Raw genomic sequence first — 21,591 nt, 5'->3', positions numbered from 1 at the left:
TGGATTATAGCGTCTACAACTCAAGTGAGACGGCTCTCCAACCCAGGAGGTTGCCACCTCCTACTAATTATGCATTTTGTTCGCCTTTAGGGCAGAAATTTGCTCATCTTCATAGAAATACGCGGTATGCGGGGAAAGGCAATCTGATTTCCGCCGCTGTTTATGGGAATACTCAGAAACAAGGGTGAATTTCTGCCCTTGTCCCTCGGTCACGCTTTCAGAATGCTGCAATGTCTTTGAGTGAAGCCAATACCAGAAAACACAGCCGTAATCCCCAGCAAGGTTTGGGGGGTGGTATAGCGGTTTTCTGAGTCGAATATTCGCAAGGCTTACAGGTTGAAGGTGGGCAGTTTGCCGGCGTTTCTGCGGTTTATTTTAGAGTTGGATGCGATTCCTGATTATGAGGAACAGGAATGCTGTTGATAGGTTTTTTCTGATGATGAGGTTGATGATTTGTTAGGGTTTGCAGAACAGTTGGCTGCTTAATTTATATTTAATCGGTGATTAAGATGAATCAATTACAAGAAATATTGAATCAACGTCAAGAAAAATTAGTTGAGAATATTCAAATTTTATCTCAGCAAAAAATTAAGACTTTAAAAGCAATACTGAAGTGTACATTTTTTGTAAACGATTCAATTAAGAGAACAGAATCTGACTTAAATAAATTGGATTTAGGTAACTCAACTTATCAGTCAAGAATAGATAACTCTAGCAAACTTCTCATTCAAGATAATGCAGATGAAGTAGCTTCCTTAATACCAGAAAATTTTGGAAAATTTGATAACTTTGAATATTACAAGATTGATTTTCCTGAAAATAAAAAGATGTTTGCTTTCATATATCATCAGTTATTTATTAGCATAATATCCACTTTAGATGATTATTTTTCGCAGATGTTATTATTAATTTTGCAAGCATATCCAGAAAAGCTTGGAAACAAAAAAATATTTCAAGTCAAATTTAATGATGTAAATCATCTCTTGGGAACCGGAAAAGACGAAACTATTATCAAATTAATGGATGAGCAAATAGTTTCTCATGTGAGGAATTTGATGGGACAAAAACCTTTTGATTATCTTACCGAACTTGTTACATATTTAGGAGATAAAAATTTAATTAGATTGGGAAAATTAACTTATTGTGAAATGTGTTTACGACGCAATGCTGGCGTACATTGTGGATGGTTTTGTAATCAAGAATACAATCTTAAAATCCTAGAACTTATGAAAGGGGATACAGGTAATGAATTAAATTTCTCATTGAATGAGACAAACTTTCTAGGATTTGATGATGAATATTTTGGTGAATCTTATAAGACTTCAACAAAAATCATAACTGAATTAAAGACATATTGCGAAACCAAATTTACAAAACAAGATTCTAATTAAAATTGTGCTAACCGAACTCGAATTAGGCTCAAAAGCCAGCGACATTTAGACATTTAGCCAGGGAATAAATTCCCTGTCTAATAGCTAAAGTTGGTTAAAACCGACTAATATGATCAGGAAACACTTTTGTTAGAAAAATGATATATTTTATTATGATAAATTTTTTTTAAAATCAATTATGGCTTTGTGGCGGTTGTATTATCATATTGTTTGGGCTACGAAAAAACGCGAGCCTTTGATCACTAATGATATAGAGGAAAAATTTTATGGTTATTTAATTGGGAAGGCCGATCATTTAGGGTGTATCATTCATGCTATTGGTGGAATTCAAGACCATATTCATTTCGTGGTGTCTATTCCTCCTAAATTATCTATTGCTGAATTTGTGAAAACTTTAAAAGGTAGTAGTTCCTATCATTATAATCATTCTTTAGGTAATCTAAAGCAACAATTTGCTTGGCAGGAGGGATATGGTGTATTTTCTATAGGCGGTAAGCAATTACAAGAAGCCATTGATTATGTGCATAATCAAAAAATACATCATTTGCAGGGAACGACAATTGCATTATTAGAACAAGAAACAGATTTAGATAAACCTCCTCAAACCCCAAAAAAATAACTTACCCATTGATAATAAACTACAGAACGCCAGAACGCCAGAACGCCAGAACACCAGAACGCCAGAACACCAGAACGCCAGAACACCAGAACGCCAGAACACCAGAACGCCAGAACACCAGAACGCCAGAACACCAGAACGCCAGAACACCAGAACGCCAGGAAATCAATTTCCTGTCTCAAAGCAAAAGTCCGTTAAAACGGACTAAAATTATCATAAAAAAATAGTCGGTTTAAACCGACTTCAGCTATTAGACAGGGAATTTATTCCCTGGCTCTGGGATAAACTCTGGACAGGTGGCTTATCCAACCCAATGGATGCTATCAAACAATTCTCTAGGACTTACGCACCGCAGAAATTTACTCTTTGTTTAGGCTTTTTTGATGCGTTAGGGAATGCACCCTACAGGTATGATGCGTTCCCTAACGCACGGTCTACGTTTTTGCGTTACTTGTGCGTAAGTCCTGAGGATGTCTGAAAATGTCGAAGATAAAAACATAAAAGGGCAGACTCAACAGCCTGCCCTTTTATTAACTGGGGCGCTAGGATTCGAACCTAGGGATGGCGGGACCAAAACCCGCTGCCTTACCACTTGGCTACGCCCCAATGAACCAACTCTAGATAATATAGCAGCTAGACTAGGGGTTATGTCAAGTACTTTTAGAAAATATTTGCCCTGCACTACAGCCAGATAGGGATTTTCCATAATTTTGTGTGCTTACATGGAAATTAATGCTATAAATACTACTTAAATTCGGTAACTGAATACTGTTAAGACGCGCCAGTTTGATTTGCATCCTCAGGGAAAAGCAAAAAATAGGGGGAAGATTAAAATTTCTTCCCCCTGTCTATTGTTGTTTTTATTGTGATCTGGGTTTTGGGTATTCTTAAGTTTTTGTCGCAGCATCTGCCTTTGCTTTTTGAGTTGTCGCTTTCTGGCAGAACCACCTCTACCTTTATCATTTCTGCCTTCTCGGCGGGGAGATTCCCATCTTTTGAGTTGCATAATATCTGGCCTTTCTTGATTGAAAAAGTTTTAGCAAAGCGAGGATAACCGAATATCGATTATTGCCACATTAAAAGCCAATTTCCGCTTTGCTATGACTATTTTATTCATTTTAGCTCAAGGTTGTAATATCGTCAAACTACAATATTAGGGACTTCCAATGAATAAATTAGCCAATCTTGTGGGGTGGAGATACTAGCTGCCCTGATTGATGGGCGGGCAAGATGCCATTGGTGTCAAGTTAAGAAAAATGGATTTGTGTCAAGAGAGGGAAACCTAATGGTAGAAGTCAACACAGGGGTGTTGAAAAGAGCCATGAGTAAACCACGGAAAAAGCAAGGGAATCCAGATTTTCGCCATCGAGTCAACGTACCGGCTCCGGCAAGTGAAGAGATAGAATCAAGGTTGTTTGAGTTGGTAAGTCCAGGCACATTTACCAACCTCAAAGAAGTAAAAGATAAAGAACGGAGCTTGCGCTCACGAGTACTGACCCTACCAGTAATGGCAGCAATAGTGTTGAGTATAGTGTATAGACAAGTACAGCACTTAACAGATGTATTGCGAATCCTAGAAGTAGAAGGATTGATGTGGGTAGAGGCAACGAAAGTGAGTAAGCAAGCTTTGTCTCAAAGACTCAACAGCCTACCGGCTCATCTATTTGCCAAACTGTTAGAGCAGGTCATAGAGTGCCTAGCAGCTAAAAGGAGTGTAAGGGAATTAGCCCCAGCCTGGGCATCAGTGTCCGAGAAATTTCCCGCCATTTGGATTGGAGACGCCTCGACACTCGAAGCCATGAAAAAACACTTCGGACAACTGCAAGAAAAAACAGGTGCGGTGTTGGCAGGAAAAATGCTGATGGTGGTTGAAGCTTTCACTCACACTCCCGTGGCAGTTTGGTATGATGCCGATGTCAAACGAAATGAGACTCGTTGGTGGCAAGCACTGTTAGAACGTTTACCTTCAGGCGGTTTACTCGTAGTAGACATGGGATTTTATGGTTTTGAATGGTTTGATTCTCTGACTACAGCTAATAAGTATGTGCTGACACGCCAAAAGGAAAAGGTGAGATATAAGGTAGCACGTGTACTTTCTGACGGCTCTCACTACAAAGACGAAATTATTCAAATGGGATGGCATCACACCAACCCATGTCGCCATCCCATGCGCCAAGTTTCCGTATTGTGGGGCAAGACTTGGTATCATTACTTGACTAATGTTCTTGACCCACAACAACTTTCGGCACAGGAAGTTTGCGAATTATACCGTCGACGCTGGCGCATTGAGGATGCATTTTTATTGACTAAGCGTTTATTGGGATTGTCCTATCTGTGGGTTGGTGGCACTAATGGTGTGCAGATGCAAATATATGCTACTTGGATTTTCTACGCTGTTCTTAATGACTTGTGTGCCGATGTCGCAGTAGCTTTACAACAGCCAATTGAGCGCATTTCTGTAGAAATGGTTTTTCGCAGTTTCTATTTTTTCCACCGCGCACTTTTACGTAACCCTGGGTTACAACTTATTCCTTGGCTCGTAGAACATCATCGTTCGATGGGGTTGGTCAAAGCCGTCCGTCAACGTCACCGACGAACGGCTGCTCGGTCACTTGACATCTGGGCTGATGCCTTAACTTGACACCAATGGCAAGATGCCCACCCCACAAGAGATAGTTAGGGATTTCTTTATTTAGAAATCACTTAAATGGCTGATTTTTCAAGCCTTTGAATAATGGGCAGGAGGAGAATCGAACTCCTATGACCGCAAGGTCGCCACATTTTGAGTGTGGTGCGTCTACCAGTTTCGCCACCCGCCCTTGGGTGCAACTTTCCTATTGTACGCTATTTTTTGATTTTGCAACAAGATAAATTAAAAATATTGTTTCACAATCCAAAGAGATGATGGAATCTGGCTTTCAGGCTTTCTCAGTTGACCAAACTAGAGTCAATATCTTGGATCTTGGCGCAGCCGCTGAGTGCCATTGCCACATTTAACTCATCTTGTAGCAACGAGATGACATGAGATACACCTGGTTGTCCGGCTACTGCTAGCCCCCACAAAATAGGTCGCCCGATGAGTACGGCTTTTGCTCCTAATGCGATCGCTTTGAGAATGTCTGTACCTCTACGGATACCCCCATCTAATAAGACTTCTGCTCTTTCATCCACTGCTGCTACTATTTCAGCCAGGGCATCGAAAGAAGCGATCGCACCGTCGAGTTGTCTGCCACCATGATTAGAAACCACAATTGCCTTAGCACCGTACTCTACTGCACGCACAGCATCGTCTCCCCGCAATATCCCTTTAACTACCAAAGGTAATGGCGATAAAGACTGTAACCATTCCAAGTCGCGCCACGTTACCGCCGAGTTTAGCTGTTGGGCGAAATAGGTAAATAACCCAGACTCCCCTTTTTCATGGGGAATATCTAGCCCTGAGATATTTGTCAAATTAGCCAGATGCAGCCCTGGTGGCAGGGTAAACTCATTGCGTCGATCTCGCTCCCGTTGTCCGAGGACGGGGGCATCTACAGTTAAACAAAGTGCTTTGTAGCCTGCGGTGTAAGCCCTTTCTACCAAAGCACGAGTTAATCCCCGGTCTTTGTGGATGTAAAGTTGAAACCATTGCAGGGCATTTGGCAATTTTTCCCGAACTGCTGCTACTTCTTCAATGGTTTTGGTAGACATTGTACTCAACACCATGCCCACTCCTGTCGATGCCGTAGCTTGAGCGGTGGCTATTTCTCCGTCTGGATGGGCAAGACATTGAAAAGCCATTGGTGCGATTAATAGGGGTAGTTGTAGGGGTTGTCCTAAAATGTTGGTAGTCAAATTGCGATCGCTCACATCCACTAACATCCGCGGTCGCAACTTAACTCGTGCAAAGGCAGCACGATTGTCCTGTAACGTCACTTCATCCCCAGCACCACTGCTGTAGTAATCAAAGGACATTTGAGACAGATGCTCTTTTGCTAGCTGTTCGTACTCAAATAAGTTAATCGGTTGAATGCGGTGATTTTGGTTTACCAATTTCGCCACCCGCCTTTGGGTGCAACTTCGCTAGTATATTTCTGTCCGTGACTTTGCAACAAGGTTTGATATTCTTGAGAGCTAGCCCAGCGGTCAATTTCTCGCGCCCTTAGTACTGGTACTGGATGGGTTAATTGGGCTGTGCGGGCGGATTTGACCATTTCCCCCAGTTCGGTTTTGCTAATATCGTCGTAAGCGCGTGCTTGATCAATAAAGGCATCGAGGTTGAGTTGTGGTGCTAAGGTGGGGGAACCTCCCGCTAACTTCATCAACACTGACATCACAGCTTTCGGGTCTTGGGTTGCTAGCAATGCGGCGCGATCGCAAGTAAACTCAGCACAGCGTACCCATTCTAAAAGTTGTGCCTGTATCGCTTGGGCAACTATAGCGCCAACGTTGGGCAAAATTCCCGCAGCTAATACTAATAAATTTACAGGCGTCAAGTAAACGCTATGGTCACACTTAAGATGCCCCAACTCATGGGCAATCACTGCCTGTATTTCCTCTGGTGTGAGGATATCAACCAGGGAAGTGTGGAGAACAACAAACGGCTGCTTACCACGCATGGCAAAGGTGTAAGCGTTGGGAGCAGGATGTTGCCGGATATACAACTGGGGTGGTTCAATATCCAGAACTTTGCAAGCGTCTAACAACAACTTGTGTAAATCGGGCAGTTGTTTTTCACCCACCAAAATGCTGGAGGCAATATTTTCTACATAAAAAACTTGTTCTGCCATTGGCCCTAGCCAATTTCGCACCATCATGTCTAAGCCTGGGATTTGCTTGAGAGTTTTGGTGGCTTCCAAGTCTAGGGGATGGCGAAATGAGTCAGCTTTTAAACCAATTAGCGGGCTTTTGAGTAAAGACATGATATGGCAATCTCTGAAAAATGCAATTCCCACAGCTAGTATAGCGATTATGTCGGGTGGGTAATGGGTGGTGGGTTTGGGGATTTTTCCTAAAAATCGGATAAATATATAAATAGGGAATGCACCTCTGAAGTTTAAAACTTTCTAAAAGTGGTATTTAAGTATGTCTGAAGTTCTCATAGACGAGACTGTAACTTCTGTTGACATCAGCCACATTGTCACTGAAGATGATACGCCTGTTGATAACCTGCTTTCGGAAAAGCAACAGCGCCTGTTAACGGAAAGTCTTTACAGTTCTTGGGTGACACTGAATAATTCCCAGAGGTTTTTAGTAGCAGCTAATGTGGGTTTGTTCTACGCTTTACGTCAACCGCCATTAGTACCTGATGTTTTTGTCAGCCTGAATGTGCAAATTCCCCCGGACTGGAATCAAAAGGAACATCGCTCTTATTTTTTCTGGGAGTTTGGCAAACCTCCAGAAGTTGTAATTGAAATTGTTTCTAATAAGGAAGAAAATGAACTTGGCAGCAAGTTGAAAGATTATGCTCAAATAGCTGTAGCTTATTATGTGGTATTTGACCCTTTGCAACAATTAGGTAATATTCCTTTGCGGGTGTATGGGTTAAGAGAAGCTCATTATGTGGAATTGAGCGAACCTTGGTTAGAACAAGTTGAATTAGGTTTAACTTTGTGGCGCGGAGAATTTGAAGGTGTGGAGGATATTTGGTTGCGTTGGTGTGATCAAGAGGGAAATATTATCCCCACTGGTAAGGAACACGCTGAACAAGCAGAATCACTGTTAGAGCAGGAACGACAACGAACTGCACAATTAGCCCAAAGGTTGCGGGATTTGGGTGTTGATATAGAGCAATTGTAAAAGCTAAATGTAAATAGAGAAGGTTTATATCTAATTATCAAGAGGTATTACAGCAGGCTCAAACTCTCATCCCTGAAGAGCAATTACGCTTAATTGAAGACTTGTTTTGATCATGCGCGATCGCTAATTTCACAACTAGCTCATACTTTCTTCTGGATGCTTCCCTAAATAGTCGGGTAGTTCATCTAAACCCTTTTCTACCAGCTTGCATAATCGCTTTGTTTGCAAAATTGTCAGGCTAGGTTCACTAATGCCTCGTTCGCAGCGGCTAACGGTAGAAGGGTCTATACCAATTGCAACAGCAAACTCAGCTTGAGTCATACCAAGCTGTTCACGTATCGCCTTTAACGGCACAATTACCTCCGCTGAATTATGGGGTTGACGTTTTCTCTTTTTTACCATACATTTTAACTAGGCAATGCGCCTAGTTATTTAGCTAGTTAATTTGCCTAGTAACAAACGACCAGAATCCAGCCAATTTAACCGAATCGGGAAGAAACAGTTATTTTAGCTGGTTTTCTAAAAGTCTTTCATTCATTTTCAGGAAAAGGTACAGGTGTCTGTCCTGCTTCCTGTCCTTAGTTAGGAGATATTTAGACGAAAATCAAAACCTAAAACTCTTTTAGTGTATCAATAACTGCTTTGATTATCGCTAGCTTGTGGCAATGCTAGTGATTTTTTCCCATCAACATCGATAAGGCTTCTGCCGAAATTCGTCAGAAAGTAACACACCAGCGTAGTTGGTGGAAAACTGCGCTGGTGTTTTTCTGAAATTCAATTAAATCAACACAATAACTACAATGATAACCTTCGTTACAGAAAACGCAGCATCAATTGTCAATGAAAAATTGACGACTCTTGCAGAGCAAATCAAACAACGGCATCCAGACCTAACATTAGATGAGTCTTGTTTGATTGCCGCAAAACTCATCGAAACCTTGACCAAGTACCTTGATAACCCATTTATACAAGCAAATGTAGATGCAGTGGCTAAGACAATCCGCCATCATCGGCACTCTGATGAGAGCGGTTGTTGAACGGTAAGAATTTGCAAAGTAAGTTAATGGCGAAAGTTTCCAAGCAGCTTTTTGATCAGCAGGTGGATGCGATCGCCATTAAGTAACCAAATACCACCATAGAAGGAGGTCGGCTTTCATCCGCTAACCCTACAATGAGACCGACGCCGGGGGAGTGCTGGCAAGTAATTCTGCATCTGGTGACGTATCACCCACACGCAGGATTTTAGCGCCTAATTGCTGTAACTTCATATCGAGGCGATCGTAGCCGCGATCTAAGTGATGCAAGCCTTGAATTGTGGTTTGTCCAGATGCTGCTAGTCCGGCTATGACTAATGCTGCTGATGCCCGCAAGTCTGTGCCTAATACTGGTGCCCCCGACAAAGTTGGCACTCCTCGGACGAAGGCCGCATTGCCTTTGATGCGAATATCTGCCCCCAAGCGATTTAACTCAGAAGCATGACGTAAGCGATTTTCAAAGACTGATTCGTTAATCAAGCTGTCGCCTTCCGCCAGTGTCAGCAAAGCCATGAACGGTGCTTGCATATCCGTGGGAAACCCTGGATGAGGCAAGGTTTCAATATCCGTTGCTCTCAAGGTTTCCGCTGGCAGAATGCGTAAGCAATCGGGCGCTTCTTCAATGATTGGCACGCCGATGTCTCGTAACTTGGCAATTACTGGGATTAAATGGTCTGGAACTACAGGCGACAAGGTTAGTTCAGAACGAGTGATTGCTCCAGCGACTAAAAAAGTTCCTGTCTCAATGCGATCGGGAATGATTGTGTAGTCGAGAGAATGCAATTGGGGAACACCGACGATGGTAATCGTACCCGTCCCCGCACCGTAAATCTTGGCTCCCATCGCTTTACAGAAATTAGCCAAATCGGCTACTTCTGGTTCCCGTGCGGCATTTTCGATAATGGTTTCGCCATCCGCTAGGGTAGCTGCCATCATCAAGGTTTCTGTCGCACCCACACTAGGGCTGTCCAAGTAAATCTTGGCTCCCTTTAATCGGCCAGTGGCACCAGGAACATAGGCATTACAAATGCCATGTTCAATTTGCACTTCTGCCCCCATTGCTTGCAGTCCCCGGACATGCAAATCAACCGGTCTGGCGCCGATGGCACAACCGCCTGGTAAGGGCATTTGTGCCACCCCTAGTCTGGCTAAAATTGGGCCAATGGCAAAGAAACTAGCCCGTAATTGGGTAACTAGTTCGTATGGAGCTTTGGATGTGGTAATTTCGCTGGCATTGATCTCTAAAATGTCGCCTTGTCTTGTTAGGCGCACACCTAAAGCCAATAAAACCTGGCTCATGCGCTCTACATCCGCTAATAAGGGAACATTGCGGATACGACAATCTCCCGAACAAAGCAAGGCTCCAGCCATGATCACCAATGCTGAATTTTTTGCCCCGCTAATTCTTACATGACCTCGCAAAGGATGCCCACCCCATATTTGCAAGACTGAGGAGTCTGCTTCAGGTGATGACTTGGCATCTGGTAAGCTGCTAGAAGAATTAATAAGCCTACCTCCAAAAAAAGTACGTAATATTAAAGGTTTGAAGTTGGTTTTGATTCTACAGTAAAGAATCCGTTTGTCTACATTTTGCTGCTATGGATTAGAGCAATAAATGTTTTGTCCTGTGGAAACTAATGGCTGAAAGTAATTAGTAGTAAGCTTTTTGGGCATTGGTAATTTCTCATCAAGAAGAATACCCCAATATACCCATTGGGCAAAACTCAATACTCAGTGACAGTACAGCTATGTTCCCTAAATACTGAGGTTTGGGGATTGAGAAATGCATCTTTATCCCTAACCCCCAACATCAGGCAACGGGCCTAAATTGCTCACTCGTGAAACAGCTATAGCCATAAGCTTGACAGACTGAAATTATTACGCAATAATTAGAAATTGTCGATAAGAAACAAATGCCAGCGGAACTGGCGGAATTGGCAGACGCGCTAGATTCAGGTTCTAGTGCCGCAAGGCTTCCGGGTTCAAGTCCCGGGTTCCGCATATCAATTTTGGATTTTGGATTAATCTAAAATCCAAAATCTAAAATACTAAGATTGTGTTGACAAGTTTACAAAATACCCTAGTTAAGCAAATTCGCAAACTGCACTCCACCAAGGAGCGCCACAGGCAAGAGTTATTTTTGTTGGAAGGGACGCACCTGCTAGAGGAAGCTTGTGCGGTGAATTACCCGTTAGCTGTAGTGTGTTGTACTCCCCAATGGCAAGCAAATCATCCGCTGTTGTGGCAGGAGGCTTGTAGTCGGTGCGATCGCACAGAAATTGTCAGTGAGGAAGTTTTAGCGGCGATGGCGACGACTGTGCAACCGGATGGTGTGGTGGCGGCGGCAAAAAGAAGCGATCGCCAAACACAAGTGCCGTTAACTGGGTTAGTCCTAGCTTTGGAAACTGTGCAAGATCCGGGCAACTTGGGGACAATCATTCGCACGGCGGCGGCGGCTGGCGCATCAGGGTTGTGGCTGAGTGGGGATAGTGTGGAGTTAGAGAATCCAAAGGTGTTACGTGCCTCTGCGGGGCAATGGTTCCGCCTAGAGATGGCAGTGAGCGAAGACTTAAAAGCCACAGTCCAACAAAGTCAGCAGGCGGGAATGCAGGTGGTGGCAACAATGGCGAGTGCAACTTCCACTTATTGGCAGATAGACTGGCGAAAACCAAGTTTGATTTTGTTAGGGAATGAGGGTGCTGGTTTGTCAGCCGATTTAGTAGCGATCGCCGATCAGCAAGTCAAAATTCCCCTCAGCCCCGGTGTAGAATCCTTGAATGTGGCGATCGCCGCGGCTTTAATGTTATATGAAGCGCAGCGGCAAAGAATTTATCAGTGAGCAATTAAAATTTATCTTTTAAGGCTTACTTTCTTTTTGTTCTTTCTTCTAGATATTTTTCGATATCAGCAACTGCATCCTCAAAAGCAGCTAGATCAATAAGCCCCAAGTTTTCACACAATTCTTCATCACTGGCATTACCAGTATGCAAGCCTGGTGTTACTTCATCCTCAGTTGGATTTTCTTGTAAGATACCCTCCAACTGCTCAAGAGCTTTCTGAAACTCTTGAGCAGCGGCGCGGCGCTGATGATCCTGATTTTGCTCCATAATCTTGACTAGAGAACTCTGATGTACTTGCATAACCTTAATTGCAGTTGCTAACACTGGAAATTTTTTTGCAGAATAGCTGTAGCTAGATATCCAGAACTGGTTACTGCTGTCTCAACTTTACACACTAAAAGGCTTGACGGCAAAATTAGCCAACGTGACGATGAAACTTAGCTGCTGTCTAGAGGCGATAAAGCTGGCGACGACTGCACAAGCTATGGCTACTACCAAACTTACCAAGTTGCGCCCTAGGAGATAGTCACAGGCATCATTATTGCTAGGTGACGGTAAGTGATAAATTTGGTTCCAGATCATCTCGGCTTAATCTAAATATGAGCAATGTTCCCTACTGCGTGGTTTATTTACCCGAAAATCGCTGTAATTCTAATTAGAGGGTTGTTGCAGATTTAGTTCTTGAAATGGTTCTGAGGATTGCTCTAGTTTCAAGCTAGCAACTGATTTACCGTTGATTTGCAAGCTATAGTTACCCTGTGGTAAACCTTCTAAATAATATACTCCAGCCCCGTTGGTGACAGAAAAACGCCGCGTTCCCTGTTCCTGTTGTATTGCTTCTACCCGTGCGCCGGCAACTGCCTTACCTTGGGCATCGGTGACAACGCCCGAACGTGTGTAAGCTCGAATCAGTGGGATGACTACAGGGGTATAACTGCCAGCGACGACATCTATCGCTAATGCCTCAACTGTAGCTTGCCAATCGGGGGGGAAACCTGCGGGATCTAAATCGAGGCGGTAAGTTCCTGGTGGCATCCGTAATAAAATGCGATCATCGCCTTGGATATCTGGTTGAAAAGATTTGATGGAACGATTATTGATGGTTAGTAGAGTTTCTGGGTTTTTGACATAGACTTCTTCCCCAGCATCGCGTTTGCCGTTATTATTGCCGTCAAAGAAGGGTTGAATCAACAAACCGCCTTGGGTGCGAAAGTATTCCGAACGGCGATCGCTTGGGGTGATGCCTTGTTGTAAGCTCAAACCAGAAACTAAGTCTAGACTAAAGGTTGCTTGTTCGTTCGTTAGCGATACTCCTTGATAACGTCCACGCAACAGCAAACCCGGTAACACTGTTGTTCCTAATGCCGCAATTAAGCCGTTACCTTGGGAACCAATGCCATAACCTAGCTGCACTTCCCAAAGAAAATTACCATCAATTGCTCTATTTTCTGAACGATAGCGCCAACCCAAGTTTAGTAAATTGTCGCTGCGGAGTTGATTGCTGGTTTCGTAACTTAACAGCAGGGTGTTTCCTGAATCCAACAAGCTATTTGTCGATAACTTGTAGGTGAGTTCCGACAAAGTGCCAATTTCATTTCCCCGCTGTGTTAGTTCTAATTTACCCAGCCGTTGCTGCAAATTCCACCGCAACCGATTTTTACTATCGAAGCTAACACGGGCAAAAGTAAAGATATCTTTGCCACTTAAGTTTATTTGCACACCCCCAGATGTCGCATCACGGGAGTCTGTCAGGGTAAATAAGCTGAGGCTAGGAAAAACTCGCCAATTGAGATTAAAACGGTTAGAGAAGCGATCGCTTGTGAATGCAGCACTTAAATTAGTAGATGGATCGTAGCGAATATCTGCGTTTATATCCCACTCACTACCCATCAGTGCTGACACTGCTACCTGGAAGGGCAAGTTTGTCGGACGATAAAATAATTCTGCTAAGGCTTTAGACGATTCGTCGTATATTGCACCTAAGCCTACCGTTAAATTCTCCGATAAACCCCAACGCCCAGCAATTCCCCCCCGAAAATTAGCAAAGTTGCCTAACAGACTTTGATTTCCCAAAAAGTCCCGCTGCAACCCACTAGAAACTATCAACGCTGAAGCACCTGCGGGTAATTGTCCTGGAACTGTCGAGTAAGCCGCCTCGCGAATCTCTGGTTGGGCTGTGAGTCGCCCTTGGGGATATAATAAAACGCGATAATTGCTGCTGAAAAATTGATTATCAGTTTTAATATTGTCAAAGCGATAAATCCCTGAGGAATCAACTAAAATTTCGGCAATTGCGCGTTCGCCAAAACCTTGTACTAGTCTCACCAAAGTACCTGGTTCAGCTTTACCAGAAATAGTGCGTCCAATCGCTGCTGCTTGTAGCCGTTGACGAGGATCGACAAAACCACCGCTGAAGGGTTGAGGCGGTGTAAATCCTTGTCTTTGAATATATGTGAAACCCCAATAATTTCCTGTTCCTTGACTTCGCCAAAAAGTTGGCTGAGAACCAACAAAATAATCAGTGTAATTAGTTTGTCGCAAAAACTGCGCCTCGCCAATATTCCAAGTTTGCTGATCTTCTAAATTTGGTTGATTGGTGCGAAGGAACCAGGAACCACCAAAAGCGCTACCGACAGCAATTAAATCACCTCTATAAGTTGTTGGGGTAATGTCACCACCAGTAGCAGTTACCTTTTGTTCAATTGCTGCTACACTAAAATTTGCTGGGGTAATCTTGGGTAATCCGGCTAGTTGAATCAGCGGTTCTTTTTCTATTTGTTGACTACTAGATTGATTCAACCAAGGAACATCTAAAATAATGGCGTATTCGTTGATATCGAATTTTGCTGTAACTCCAAATAGAGTTTGTAAATCTTGTATTGCCAAGACTAATCCCAGTTCTGGATCAGTACGAAGTTTTTTTGGGTCGATGCGAGTCACAACACCAGGTGATCGCAGTTCTAATTGACCATCTGGTAAAGTTGTGACATTTAATTTCAAAGCTTGAATTATAGTGTCATAAGGTAACAGCCAATTCTCAAAATTAATTGACTGAGAACCATCTTCTTTTCCCCGCACCAAAACACTAGGATTAACATTGCGTTTACCCAGATTTAAACCGACGGGAAATACGATAAATTCCCCTGTTTTATCGGGTAATTGGATATTTTGGGGATTGGTAATAATCGAATTATCTGCCCTAGCTGGGGTGATAATAATTTGGCAGATAATAGGAATTACGGCAAGCAGAATAATCTTATTTCTTATTGGATGTAGGAGATTGGGCGGGAATGGCAACATTTACATTGAATGGCAACTTAGTTTTTTTGTTATCTTCTCCCCATGTCAATTCTCCACTAAGCTGATATTCGCCATTCGTTAGGGCTGGCTGGTCTTTGCTGGGATAATTTAATAAAAAATGGCGATCGCTATTTGCCACCACAGCACTAGCCTCTACCTGCCCAGTCTTAACAACAGTTTCCCCACGGCGTAACGTCCAAATTACACTAGGGCGAACAGTTGCTTGTCCGCTATTGCGAATTAAAAGTTGAATTTGTTTTTGCTCTGGATTCAAACTGGCATTATCAACCGCTAAGTCGGGAGAAAGATTGCCTTTTCTGACATAAAATGTCACGCCAATTCGCGCCACCAAAGCCACATTATTCCCAGCATCATCCTTAGCTTCGGTGAGGGTTTCATTAAACACTACCGCTCGATATTCCCCATCAGGTAAATTAGGAGCCAAGCGACTAATGAGACGCACTCGGCGACTTTCTCCCGGTTTGATTGTCAACTCACGGGGCGAAAATTGCAGATAATTCGTCAAGTCACTGGGACTATCGGGTAAAGTTTGAAACCCTGTATCGCGGCTATATGTGAAAGGTTGTGCGTAAACACGAACACGAGAGGGAGTATTGCTGGTATTTGTCACCGTGATTATTCCTTGGGCTTGTCCCCGTTCGGCTTTGGCCTCAATCACCAGGGGAGAAACACTCATTTGTGCTTTAGCAGCACTAGGAAACAGAACTAAGGTAGATAAACTAGCGCCAAGAGCTAGAGAAAACCAATTATGACGAAACATATTGATGATGACGGCAAATAAATCTAGCAGTGAATTTATAGTTCCCAAATACGAGAGAAAATTCTTGTCCTACAGATAAATTAGGACTTAACGGACAAGAAATAGCAGATATGGGGTATGGTTTGTGTCATTAAAGGTTCTAAGAAAGTGCGTTAGGGAACGCACCCTACTGGTTTGTTGCATCCTCTGACTAATTCGTGCGTTAGGGAACGCACCCTACCGGTTTGGTAAATTTATACGGTGCGTAAGTCCTATAAATTTATAACTGTAGGAAAATATCTTGCCGGCAACGACAAGATATTTAAAACCTATTTGCAGCAAGCTTGAGAAATTCTATGGTGTGACGGTTAAGGTCACTTTATATGCGTAGTTTCCTGGCTGTAAATAAGGATTACCAGCAGATGGTACTACTCCTAAATTTACAGTGAGTGGTGTAGAACCAGGATTGAGAAACAGAGGACCAGTACCACCACCAGGCAAAGAAGGAATAGGAACGCCTACACTTCTAGAACCGTTAGGTGAACTGACCGATGCCCCAGATTGATTTCCTCCAGGACCTCCTGTTTGAATGGGATTAGAGATTTGCAGGTTAGCAGATTGGTTGCAGTTAACTGTCACCTGACCGGCTGAACCGCCAGGGATTACTGAACTGAGTTGATAAGCGCCTATTGGGCCGGAACCTTCAGCAGCCAAGTTGCCATTTGTGACAGCACCGAAGCCACAAATACCTTGCACAGTTCCTGTAAAGTTAACATCAATACTTGGACCAGCTATTTGAGCAAAGGCACTCTCGGCTACAGCAGCACTACCCACAAGGACGAAAGCAGCAGTCAATAAAGAACGACGAATCATTTTTAAATCCTTCTTCAAAAATTAGGGTTGTACAGAGTCATCAATAGGAATAATCAAACTCAGTCATGTGAACTTGAGAACCTACTACGGAACAATCGTCAGAGTCACGTTGTACTGGTAATTTCCTGCTTGTAAAGTGCTGCCCTTATCTACAAACATCTTCACCTCCAAGGGAGTGCCAGTAGCATTAGAAGGAAGCGGGATAGGACTAGAACCAGGAAAGGAACTAGTAACACCAGCTGGTGACTCAACAGACGCATCTGAGAAAATTGGTGTGAAAGTAGGCCCTCCTGTCTGCACTGGTAGGGATACAGTCAGGCTTGCAGGTTGACTACAGACAACATTGACCTTGCCACGAGATCCACCATTAATAAAAGAGTCACCTCTGAGACTTGTTGGAGTCCCGACTGGGCCCTGTACTGCCAAAATCCCAGCAATGGGAGTGTCAAAGGTACAACCACCGCCGACTGTTCCAGCGAAAGGAATATCTACAGTTTGTGCCATTGTCTTGGGAGCAGCAGCAGCGCTAGCCGCAAGTATCAAAGCAGCAGTGAATAAAGAATGACGAATCATTTGTAAATGCTTTTTCAGGAATTAGGATTGCACCAAGTCATTAACAAGAAAAACACTTATGGAGTAATAGTTAAGGTAACTGCGTAGGTATAAGTTCCCGGTGTAAACGAGTCTGGCCGCTCTACCAACATATTTACTTGCAAATTGGTGCTACCCGTAGGCAACGCTGCACTTCCGCCACCAACATCACTACGAACGCTGGTTGAACCAAAGGTTAAAAATCCTATGTAGGTTGTTCCTGGGGGATCGCTAGTAGGCCCAGAGACAAAGCGGGGAGGTGAAACAGTAATAGTGGTAGGGGTGCTGCTTGCTACGCCGATGGTGGCAGGAGTTTGTGATTCCAACTGTGTCGGTGTTTCATCAGAACTGCCAGAAATACTTGGTTCAGCAGTACCGATAACAGGAGTACTGAAGGTAGCTTGAATGGGAACGACCCCATTAAAGGGAATGTCTACGCTTTGAGCTAGGGCAGCACGATCTAGAGCGAAGGCACTGGCCAGCATTAAGCTAGTGGTTAGCGCCAGACGGTAAAACATTAGTAAACTGCCTTATTTGTCAGTCTTATTTTGCATTGGCACCTTAATCTAGGCTAGCTATTAATATACACTAAGTCCACAGTGCTAATACGCAAAGAGAGAACAGGGAAGCAAATTTCATAAAAATGCTTTATTTGTGAAAATTAGGTAAAAAAAAATCTTAAAAAATCTGCTCTAAGCGCTGGAAATCGCGTTGCACCTCTTGCCACAGAGTTTTGTTCTTGGGGTCTGTCTTCAGGGCTTTTTTGAGATAAATTCTGGCTTTGAGCAGCTGGTTGTCGCCAATTAGCGCCCTTCCCCAAATTTGATAGGCGATCGCTTGCCACTGACGAACTTCTGCATCTGTTGGTAACCGGGCCGCTAAAGCTTCGACTAATGCGATCGCTTGGGGAAACTGTTTTTCTTGCAAAAACCGCTGCAACTGTTCATAAGTCTTCCACTTCAGCCGCTGTTCTATTGCTGATAGATTCGCCGGCTGTGGTACTGCTGTTGTCGATGGTGCTGGCTGCGGGGGCGTTACTTTAATGTCATCAGATATTGACGCTTTACCTGAATTTTGGGCTTTCTTGTCTGGCAATACTACCGTCTGCAAGAGTTTGTAAGCCTCTGTCAAAGCAATAAATTTTTCTTTAGCTTTTGTATCATCTGGGTTGAGATCGGGATGATATTGTTGCACCAGTCGTCGGTAAGACGCTTTGATTTCGACAAAAGAGGCCCCCGATCTTAAACCCAATAAACGGTAGCAATCTCCGAGATCCATCTTCAGCTATTACAAGCACGAATATTAAGTTAGTTAGATATCAGCTAAACGCTTGAACTCTTAATGATAAAGAATAATTTTATAATTGCAAGTTCTCACTTGACACTTTGTCTTGAGGGCGATGGATGAGGGGGAGAAAGGGAGTTATCCTCATCTCCCTCCCAGTTGACGGCTAAAACGTTACGGACGCTCTTCAATCACACGGTCAATCAGACCGTATTCTTTAGCCTCTTGGGCAGACATGAAAAAGTCGCGATCCATGTCCTTTTCAATCTTGGTGATGATTTGACCGGTGTTGTCAGCATAAATTTGATTCAGTTGGTGACGAATCCGGAGAATCTCTCTAGCTTCAATTTCGATATCGCTTGCTTGCCCACGGGTGCCACCAGAAGGTTGGTGGATCATAATCCGCGAGTGGGGCAAAGCCATCCGTTTGCCCTTGGTACCAGCTGCTAGTAGGAAAGATCCCATTGAAGCCGCCAAACCGACGCAAATTGTTACCACATCAGATTTGATGTGTTGCATCGTGTCATAAATTGCCAAGCCAGAGGTGACCATGCCACCTGGGGAATTGATGTATAAAAAGATGTCTTTACCTGGATCATCAGAGTCCAGATACAGCAAGACAGCGATAATTTGGTTGGCAATTTCGTCATCAATATCCCGCCCCAGGAAGATAATTCTCTCCCGGTAAAGGCGATCGTAGATGCTAATCCAATCTGTATACTGACCACCGGGCATCCGGTAAGGGACTTTAGGCACGCCTATAGGCATCTTCGTTACTCCGTTTGTAATTAGTTATTAGTCATTAGTCATTAGCCATTGGTGAACTATCAAAGACAAATGACTCGTGACGATTTAGAGTACGCTAGCAGGGAGTGGGGGATTGGCGAGTTCTTCTTTTTCAAAGACTCGGTCAATCAGACCATACTCCTTAGCTTGGTAAGGAGTCATGTATAACAGACGATCCATGTCTTTGATAATTTTTTCGGTTGCCTGTCCGGTGGTGCGAGACAAAATATCAACTATTGACCCCTTGTTTACCAAAACTTCCCTCGCCCGAATTTGAATATCCGTTGCTTGTCCTTGGGCGTAGCTCTTTGGCTGGTGCAGGATAATGGAGGAGTTGGGTAAACTGGCGCGGCAACCTTTTGTGCCAGCACTGAGAAGCATCGCTGCCATACCCATCGCTGAACCGACACAGATAGTGTGGATGGGGGGCTTGATATACTTCATGGTGTCAAAGATGGCGAAAGCTTCTGTTTCAAAGCCAATGGGTTCGCCACTGTAACCGGAGGTACCGGTGGAGTTGATGTAGATTTTGATTGGCTTTTCGGGGTCGTCGGACTGTAAATATAGCAATTCGGCGACGATCAATTCCGTGACAGCAGGTACCAGTGGCATCCCAAGATAGACGATTCGCTCCTTCAACAGTAGGGAAGGTAAATCTGGCGGCGGTGTCCGGTAGAAGTTATCGCCGTAATAGGGGGCTTGAACAGCCTTGATGGGGGAAATGTCCATAGCAACTGATCGCCTGAAAATATAGCCGTTAACTGTAATACATCCTAGCGCGATGCTAGCGCTGTTCAAGGTGTGGATTTCTCTCTAATGGTCAAGATTGGAAGCGGGACAAGCGGGAATTATTGGAGAAATTTCTCCCTTGTCTGTTTCCAATTACCTAGTCCCCAATCTGGGTCAAGAGAACTTGGCTATTGAGATATCCTGAATATGTTAGCGAATCTGTGTCGGCTGGGTTTTCCGTAGCGCTGAGGTTACGTTTTGAAGTTATGAATAAATATGTATGTCCTAGATAGGAACTTTGGGTTATGAAGGTCAATTTGCAGCCTGCCCTGAATGATGCTAATTTGGACGCGCAGCAACAGAGCAGTCAACGTCAGTTAGCTATTTCGATTTCGGCAACTGCCGAAAATCAGGATCGCCATGTCCCCCTAAATTTATGTTTAATTCTTGATCATAGTGGCTCTATGGGGGGAAGACCGCTAGAAACTGTTAAAAAAGCGGCAACTCTCTTGGTTGACCGACTCAATCCTGAAGATCGACTCAGTATTGTAGTTTTTGATCACCGTGCTAAAGTCTTAGTTTCCAATCAATTGATTGAAAACCCAGAACGCATCAAACAGCAAATTAATCGTTTGGCTGCTGATGGGGGAACGGCGATTGATGAAGGTTTGCGCTTGGGCATTGAGGAATTGGCAAAAGGTAAAAAAGAAAGAATTTCTCAAGCTTTTTTGTTAACCGATGGGGAAAATGAACATGGTGATAACGATCGCTGTTTGAAATTTGCCCAATTGGCGGCTAGCTATAACTTGACTTTAAATTCTTTAGGATTTGGTGACAATTGGAACCAAGATATTTTAGAAAAAATAGCTGACGCTGGTCTGGGGACATTGTCTTATATTCAACAACCAGATCAGGCAGTAGAGGAATTTAGCCGCCTGTTTAAACGGATGCAAACGGTGGCGTTAACTAATGCTTATCTGCTATTCTCCCTGGTGCCGAATGTGCGGCTAGCGGAACTTAAACCCATTGCCCAAGTAGCCCCAGACACAATTGAGTTGCCAGTGCAGCTAGAAGCTGATGGCCGCTTGGCGGTACGTTTGGGAGATTTGATGAAAGATGCGGAACGGGTGATTTTAGCTAATATTTATCTGGGACAGTTGCCACAAGGTAAACAAGCGATCGCCAATCTGCAAGTCCGCTACGATGACCCCACCCTCAACCAATTTGGGTTATTTACCCCCAACATCCCAATTTATGCGAATGTGGCGGCGGTTTACCAACCCGCGGTTGATCGCCAGGTGCAACAGTCTATTTTAGCCTTAGCTAAGTATCGCCAAACTCAGTTAGCTGAGGCAAAACTGCAACAAGGCGATCGCGCAGGTGCAGCAACCATGCTGCAAACTGCGGCTAAAACAGCTTTGCAAATGGGAGATACGGGTGCAGCAACGGTGTTGCAAACGAACGCCACTCAGTTGCAATCTGGTGGAGAACTTTCGGAAGCAGACCGCAAGAAAACCAGGATTGTCTCCAAAACAGTGTTGCAAGATACTCCGCCTAAGTAAACTACCCACCACCAATCCGCAGGGTATGGTGGGGGTCTTCTGGA

General features: G+C 43.8%; 23 protein-coding genes and 3 tRNA genes. 9 read left to right on the top strand and 17 right to left on the bottom strand.

The features are described 5' to 3' along the window. Positions 1 to 509: 509 nt before the first annotated feature. The 3 genes from CYLST_RS01810 to CYLST_RS34050 all read left to right on the top strand — a co-directional run bounded on the left by CYLST_RS01810 (position 510) and on the right by CYLST_RS34050 (position 2,237). Complete coding sequence (locus CYLST_RS01810; protein WP_015205996.1) at positions 510 to 1,391, top strand: hypothetical protein; 882 nt, start codon at positions 510 to 512, stop codon at positions 1,389 to 1,391. A gap of 178 nt (positions 1,392 to 1,569) precedes the next feature. Then, the gene (gene tnpA, locus CYLST_RS01805) at positions 1,570 to 2,010 is read left to right on the top strand and encodes an IS200/IS605 family transposase (protein ID WP_015205995.1); all 441 of its coding nucleotides are present in this window, start codon (positions 1,570 to 1,572) and stop codon (positions 2,008 to 2,010) included. Positions 2,011 to 2,018: 8 nt separating this feature from the next. Next, positions 2,019 to 2,237, top strand: coding sequence for a hypothetical protein (locus tag CYLST_RS34050; RefSeq protein WP_157162509.1), 219 nt, complete (start codon positions 2,019 to 2,021; stop codon positions 2,235 to 2,237). 307 nt (positions 2,238 to 2,544) lie between these two features. Here the strand turns inward: CYLST_RS34050 and CYLST_RS01800 are convergent. Then, positions 2,545 to 2,616: transfer RNA gene (locus tag CYLST_RS01800), tRNA-Gln, on the bottom strand. Between the two features lie 193 nt (positions 2,617 to 2,809). Then, positions 2,810 to 3,016 carry a hypothetical protein gene (locus CYLST_RS01795; protein ID WP_015205994.1) on the bottom strand — a complete coding sequence of 69 codons (207 nt, stop codon included), beginning with the start codon at positions 3,014 to 3,016 and terminating at the stop codon, positions 2,810 to 2,812. 315 nt (positions 3,017 to 3,331) lie between these two features. Between CYLST_RS01795 and CYLST_RS01790 the strand changes: the two genes are divergently transcribed. Then, entirely contained in the window at positions 3,332 to 4,651 is a 1,320-nt protein-coding gene (locus CYLST_RS01790; RefSeq protein WP_041233351.1) for an IS4 family transposase, read from the top strand. Between the two features lie 94 nt (positions 4,652 to 4,745). Here the strand turns inward: CYLST_RS01790 and CYLST_RS01785 are convergent. From CYLST_RS01785 to CYLST_RS01775, 3 genes are all read right to left on the bottom strand, one after another. Then, positions 4,746 to 4,829, bottom strand: a tRNA-Leu gene (locus CYLST_RS01785). Between the two features lie 109 nt (positions 4,830 to 4,938). Continuing rightward, positions 4,939 to 6,051, bottom strand: coding sequence for an alpha-hydroxy acid oxidase (locus CYLST_RS01780; RefSeq protein WP_015205993.1), 1,113 nt, complete (start codon positions 6,049 to 6,051; stop codon positions 4,939 to 4,941). Continuing rightward, positions 6,036 to 6,911, bottom strand: a complete 876-nt coding sequence (locus tag CYLST_RS01775; RefSeq protein WP_015205992.1) for a M48 family metallopeptidase — start codon at positions 6,909 to 6,911, stop codon at positions 6,036 to 6,038. The genes CYLST_RS01780 and CYLST_RS01775 overlap by 16 nt, the downstream gene beginning before the upstream one ends. Before the next feature lie 163 nt (positions 6,912 to 7,074). Here CYLST_RS01775 and CYLST_RS01770 point away from each other — a divergent pair, with 163 nt between their 5' ends. Next, complete coding sequence (locus CYLST_RS01770; RefSeq protein ID WP_015205991.1) at positions 7,075 to 7,788, top strand: Uma2 family endonuclease; 714 nt, start codon at positions 7,075 to 7,077, stop codon at positions 7,786 to 7,788. Positions 7,789 to 7,923: 135 nt separating this feature from the next. Here CYLST_RS01770 and CYLST_RS01765 read toward each other — a convergent pair whose 3' ends face one another. Next, positions 7,924 to 8,190, bottom strand: coding sequence for a helix-turn-helix domain-containing protein (locus tag CYLST_RS01765; protein ID WP_015205990.1), 267 nt, complete (start codon positions 8,188 to 8,190; stop codon positions 7,924 to 7,926). 398 nt (positions 8,191 to 8,588) lie between these two features. Between CYLST_RS01765 and CYLST_RS01760 the strand changes: the two genes are divergently transcribed. Then, positions 8,589 to 8,825 carry a hypothetical protein gene (locus CYLST_RS01760; RefSeq protein WP_015205989.1) on the top strand — a complete coding sequence of 79 codons (237 nt, stop codon included), beginning with the start codon at positions 8,589 to 8,591 and terminating at the stop codon, positions 8,823 to 8,825. Positions 8,826 to 8,954: 129 nt separating this feature from the next. On the opposite strand, the gene murA is transcribed toward CYLST_RS01760, so the two are convergent. Continuing rightward, on the bottom strand, positions 8,955 to 10,328 hold the full coding sequence (murA, locus tag CYLST_RS01755) for a UDP-N-acetylglucosamine 1-carboxyvinyltransferase (RefSeq protein ID WP_085960565.1): 1,374 nt from the start codon (positions 10,326 to 10,328) through the stop codon (positions 8,955 to 8,957). Positions 10,329 to 10,741: 413 nt separating this feature from the next. Here murA and CYLST_RS01750 point away from each other — a divergent pair. Then, positions 10,742 to 10,823 (top strand) — tRNA-Leu (locus tag CYLST_RS01750). Between the two features lie 55 nt (positions 10,824 to 10,878). After that, positions 10,879 to 11,661, top strand: a complete 783-nt coding sequence (locus tag CYLST_RS01745; RefSeq protein WP_015205987.1) for a TrmH family RNA methyltransferase — start codon at positions 10,879 to 10,881, stop codon at positions 11,659 to 11,661. A gap of 25 nt (positions 11,662 to 11,686) precedes the next feature. On the opposite strand, the gene CYLST_RS01740 is transcribed toward CYLST_RS01745, so the two are convergent. From CYLST_RS01740 to CYLST_RS01700, 10 genes are all read right to left on the bottom strand, one after another. After that, positions 11,687 to 11,962, bottom strand: a complete 276-nt coding sequence (locus CYLST_RS01740) for a hypothetical protein (RefSeq protein WP_015205986.1) — start codon at positions 11,960 to 11,962, stop codon at positions 11,687 to 11,689. Positions 11,963 to 12,049: 87 nt separating this feature from the next. Next, a complete protein-coding gene (locus CYLST_RS34045; protein ID WP_157162508.1) occupies positions 12,050 to 12,244 on the bottom strand; it encodes a hypothetical protein in 195 nt (64 codons plus the stop codon). Between the two features lie 69 nt (positions 12,245 to 12,313). Further along, positions 12,314 to 14,962 carry a carboxypeptidase-like regulatory domain-containing protein gene (locus tag CYLST_RS01735; protein WP_015205985.1) on the bottom strand — a complete coding sequence of 883 codons (2,649 nt, stop codon included), beginning with the start codon at positions 14,960 to 14,962 and terminating at the stop codon, positions 12,314 to 12,316. Next, entirely contained in the window at positions 14,919 to 15,791 is an 873-nt protein-coding gene (locus CYLST_RS01730; protein ID WP_245587457.1) for a fimbrial biogenesis chaperone, read from the bottom strand. Before CYLST_RS01730 ends, CYLST_RS01735 begins: the two co-directional genes overlap by 44 nt. A gap of 285 nt (positions 15,792 to 16,076) precedes the next feature. Beyond that, positions 16,077 to 16,595, bottom strand: a complete 519-nt coding sequence (locus CYLST_RS01725; protein WP_015205983.1) for a hypothetical protein — start codon at positions 16,593 to 16,595, stop codon at positions 16,077 to 16,079. An 84-nt stretch (positions 16,596 to 16,679) separates the two neighbouring features. Continuing rightward, positions 16,680 to 17,168, bottom strand: a complete 489-nt coding sequence (locus CYLST_RS01720) for a hypothetical protein (RefSeq protein ID WP_015205982.1) — start codon at positions 17,166 to 17,168, stop codon at positions 16,680 to 16,682. A gap of 56 nt (positions 17,169 to 17,224) precedes the next feature. Next, positions 17,225 to 17,704, bottom strand: a complete 480-nt coding sequence (locus CYLST_RS01715) for a hypothetical protein (RefSeq protein WP_015205981.1) — start codon at positions 17,702 to 17,704, stop codon at positions 17,225 to 17,227. 160 nt (positions 17,705 to 17,864) lie between these two features. Further along, a complete protein-coding gene (locus CYLST_RS01710) occupies positions 17,865 to 18,464 on the bottom strand; it encodes a J domain-containing protein (protein ID WP_015205980.1) in 600 nt (199 codons plus the stop codon). 180 nt (positions 18,465 to 18,644) lie between these two features. Continuing rightward, positions 18,645 to 19,238 (bottom strand): ATP-dependent Clp protease proteolytic subunit, encoded by a 594-nt coding sequence (locus CYLST_RS01705; RefSeq protein WP_015205979.1) that lies wholly within the window; start codon positions 19,236 to 19,238, stop codon positions 18,645 to 18,647. Between the two features lie 84 nt (positions 19,239 to 19,322). Next, the gene (locus CYLST_RS01700) at positions 19,323 to 19,985 is read right to left on the bottom strand and encodes an ATP-dependent Clp protease proteolytic subunit (RefSeq protein ID WP_015205978.1); all 663 of its coding nucleotides are present in this window, start codon (positions 19,983 to 19,985) and stop codon (positions 19,323 to 19,325) included. Positions 19,986 to 20,290: 305 nt separating this feature from the next. On the opposite strand from CYLST_RS01700, the gene CYLST_RS01695 reads away from it, so the two are divergent. After that, on the top strand, positions 20,291 to 21,547 hold the full coding sequence (locus CYLST_RS01695; RefSeq protein ID WP_015205977.1) for a vWA domain-containing protein: 1,257 nt from the start codon (positions 20,291 to 20,293) through the stop codon (positions 21,545 to 21,547). The last annotated feature ends 44 nt before the right edge of the window (positions 21,548 to 21,591 follow it).

It is taken from the genome of Cylindrospermum stagnale PCC 7417, assembly GCF_000317535.1.
Taxonomy (GTDB): Bacteria; Cyanobacteriota; Cyanobacteriia; order Cyanobacteriales; family Nostocaceae; genus Cylindrospermum; species Cylindrospermum stagnale.
The sequence above is the reverse complement of the archived record's forward strand: the minus strand, read 5'-3'. Positions and strand labels throughout refer to the sequence as shown.

What these genes read in the sequence shown, in the direction of transcription:
- CYLST_RS01810 (WP_015205996.1), top strand. Translation starts at nt 510, where the DNA reads ATGAATCAATTACAAGAAATATTGAATCAACGTCAAGAAAAATTAGTT.
- tnpA (WP_015205995.1), top strand. Translation starts at nt 1,570, where the DNA reads ATGGCTTTGTGGCGGTTGTATTATCATATTGTTTGGGCTACGAAAAAA.
- CYLST_RS01795 (WP_015205994.1), bottom strand. Translation starts at nt 3,016, where the DNA reads ATGCAACTCAAAAGATGGGAATCTCCCCGCCGAGAAGGCAGAAATGAT.
- CYLST_RS01790 (WP_041233351.1), top strand. Translation starts at nt 3,332, where the DNA reads ATGAGTAAACCACGGAAAAAGCAAGGGAATCCAGATTTTCGCCATCGA.
- CYLST_RS01775 (WP_015205992.1), bottom strand. Translation starts at nt 6,911, where the DNA reads ATGTCTTTACTCAAAAGCCCGCTAATTGGTTTAAAAGCTGACTCATTT.
- CYLST_RS01770 (WP_015205991.1), top strand. Translation starts at nt 7,075, where the DNA reads ATGTCTGAAGTTCTCATAGACGAGACTGTAACTTCTGTTGACATCAGC.
- CYLST_RS01765 (WP_015205990.1), bottom strand. Translation starts at nt 8,190, where the DNA reads ATGGTAAAAAAGAGAAAACGTCAACCCCATAATTCAGCGGAGGTAATT.
- CYLST_RS01760 (WP_015205989.1), top strand. Translation starts at nt 8,589, where the DNA reads ATGATAACCTTCGTTACAGAAAACGCAGCATCAATTGTCAATGAAAAA.
- CYLST_RS01740 (WP_015205986.1), bottom strand. Translation starts at nt 11,962, where the DNA reads ATGCAAGTACATCAGAGTTCTCTAGTCAAGATTATGGAGCAAAATCAG.
- CYLST_RS34045 (WP_157162508.1), bottom strand. Translation starts at nt 12,244, where the DNA reads ATGATCTGGAACCAAATTTATCACTTACCGTCACCTAGCAATAATGAT.
- CYLST_RS01735 (WP_015205985.1), bottom strand. Translation starts at nt 14,962, where the DNA reads ATGTTGCCATTCCCGCCCAATCTCCTACATCCAATAAGAAATAAGATT.
- CYLST_RS01725 (WP_015205983.1), bottom strand. Translation starts at nt 16,595, where the DNA reads ATGATTCGTCGTTCTTTATTGACTGCTGCTTTCGTCCTTGTGGGTAGT.
- CYLST_RS01720 (WP_015205982.1), bottom strand. Translation starts at nt 17,168, where the DNA reads ATGATTCGTCATTCTTTATTCACTGCTGCTTTGATACTTGCGGCTAGC.
- CYLST_RS01715 (WP_015205981.1), bottom strand. Translation starts at nt 17,704, where the DNA reads ATGTTTTACCGTCTGGCGCTAACCACTAGCTTAATGCTGGCCAGTGCC.
- CYLST_RS01710 (WP_015205980.1), bottom strand. Translation starts at nt 18,464, where the DNA reads ATGGATCTCGGAGATTGCTACCGTTTATTGGGTTTAAGATCGGGGGCC.
- CYLST_RS01705 (WP_015205979.1), bottom strand. Translation starts at nt 19,238, where the DNA reads ATGCCTATAGGCGTGCCTAAAGTCCCTTACCGGATGCCCGGTGGTCAG.
- CYLST_RS01700 (WP_015205978.1), bottom strand. Translation starts at nt 19,985, where the DNA reads ATGGACATTTCCCCCATCAAGGCTGTTCAAGCCCCCTATTACGGCGAT.
- CYLST_RS01695 (WP_015205977.1), top strand. Translation starts at nt 20,291, where the DNA reads ATGAAGGTCAATTTGCAGCCTGCCCTGAATGATGCTAATTTGGACGCG.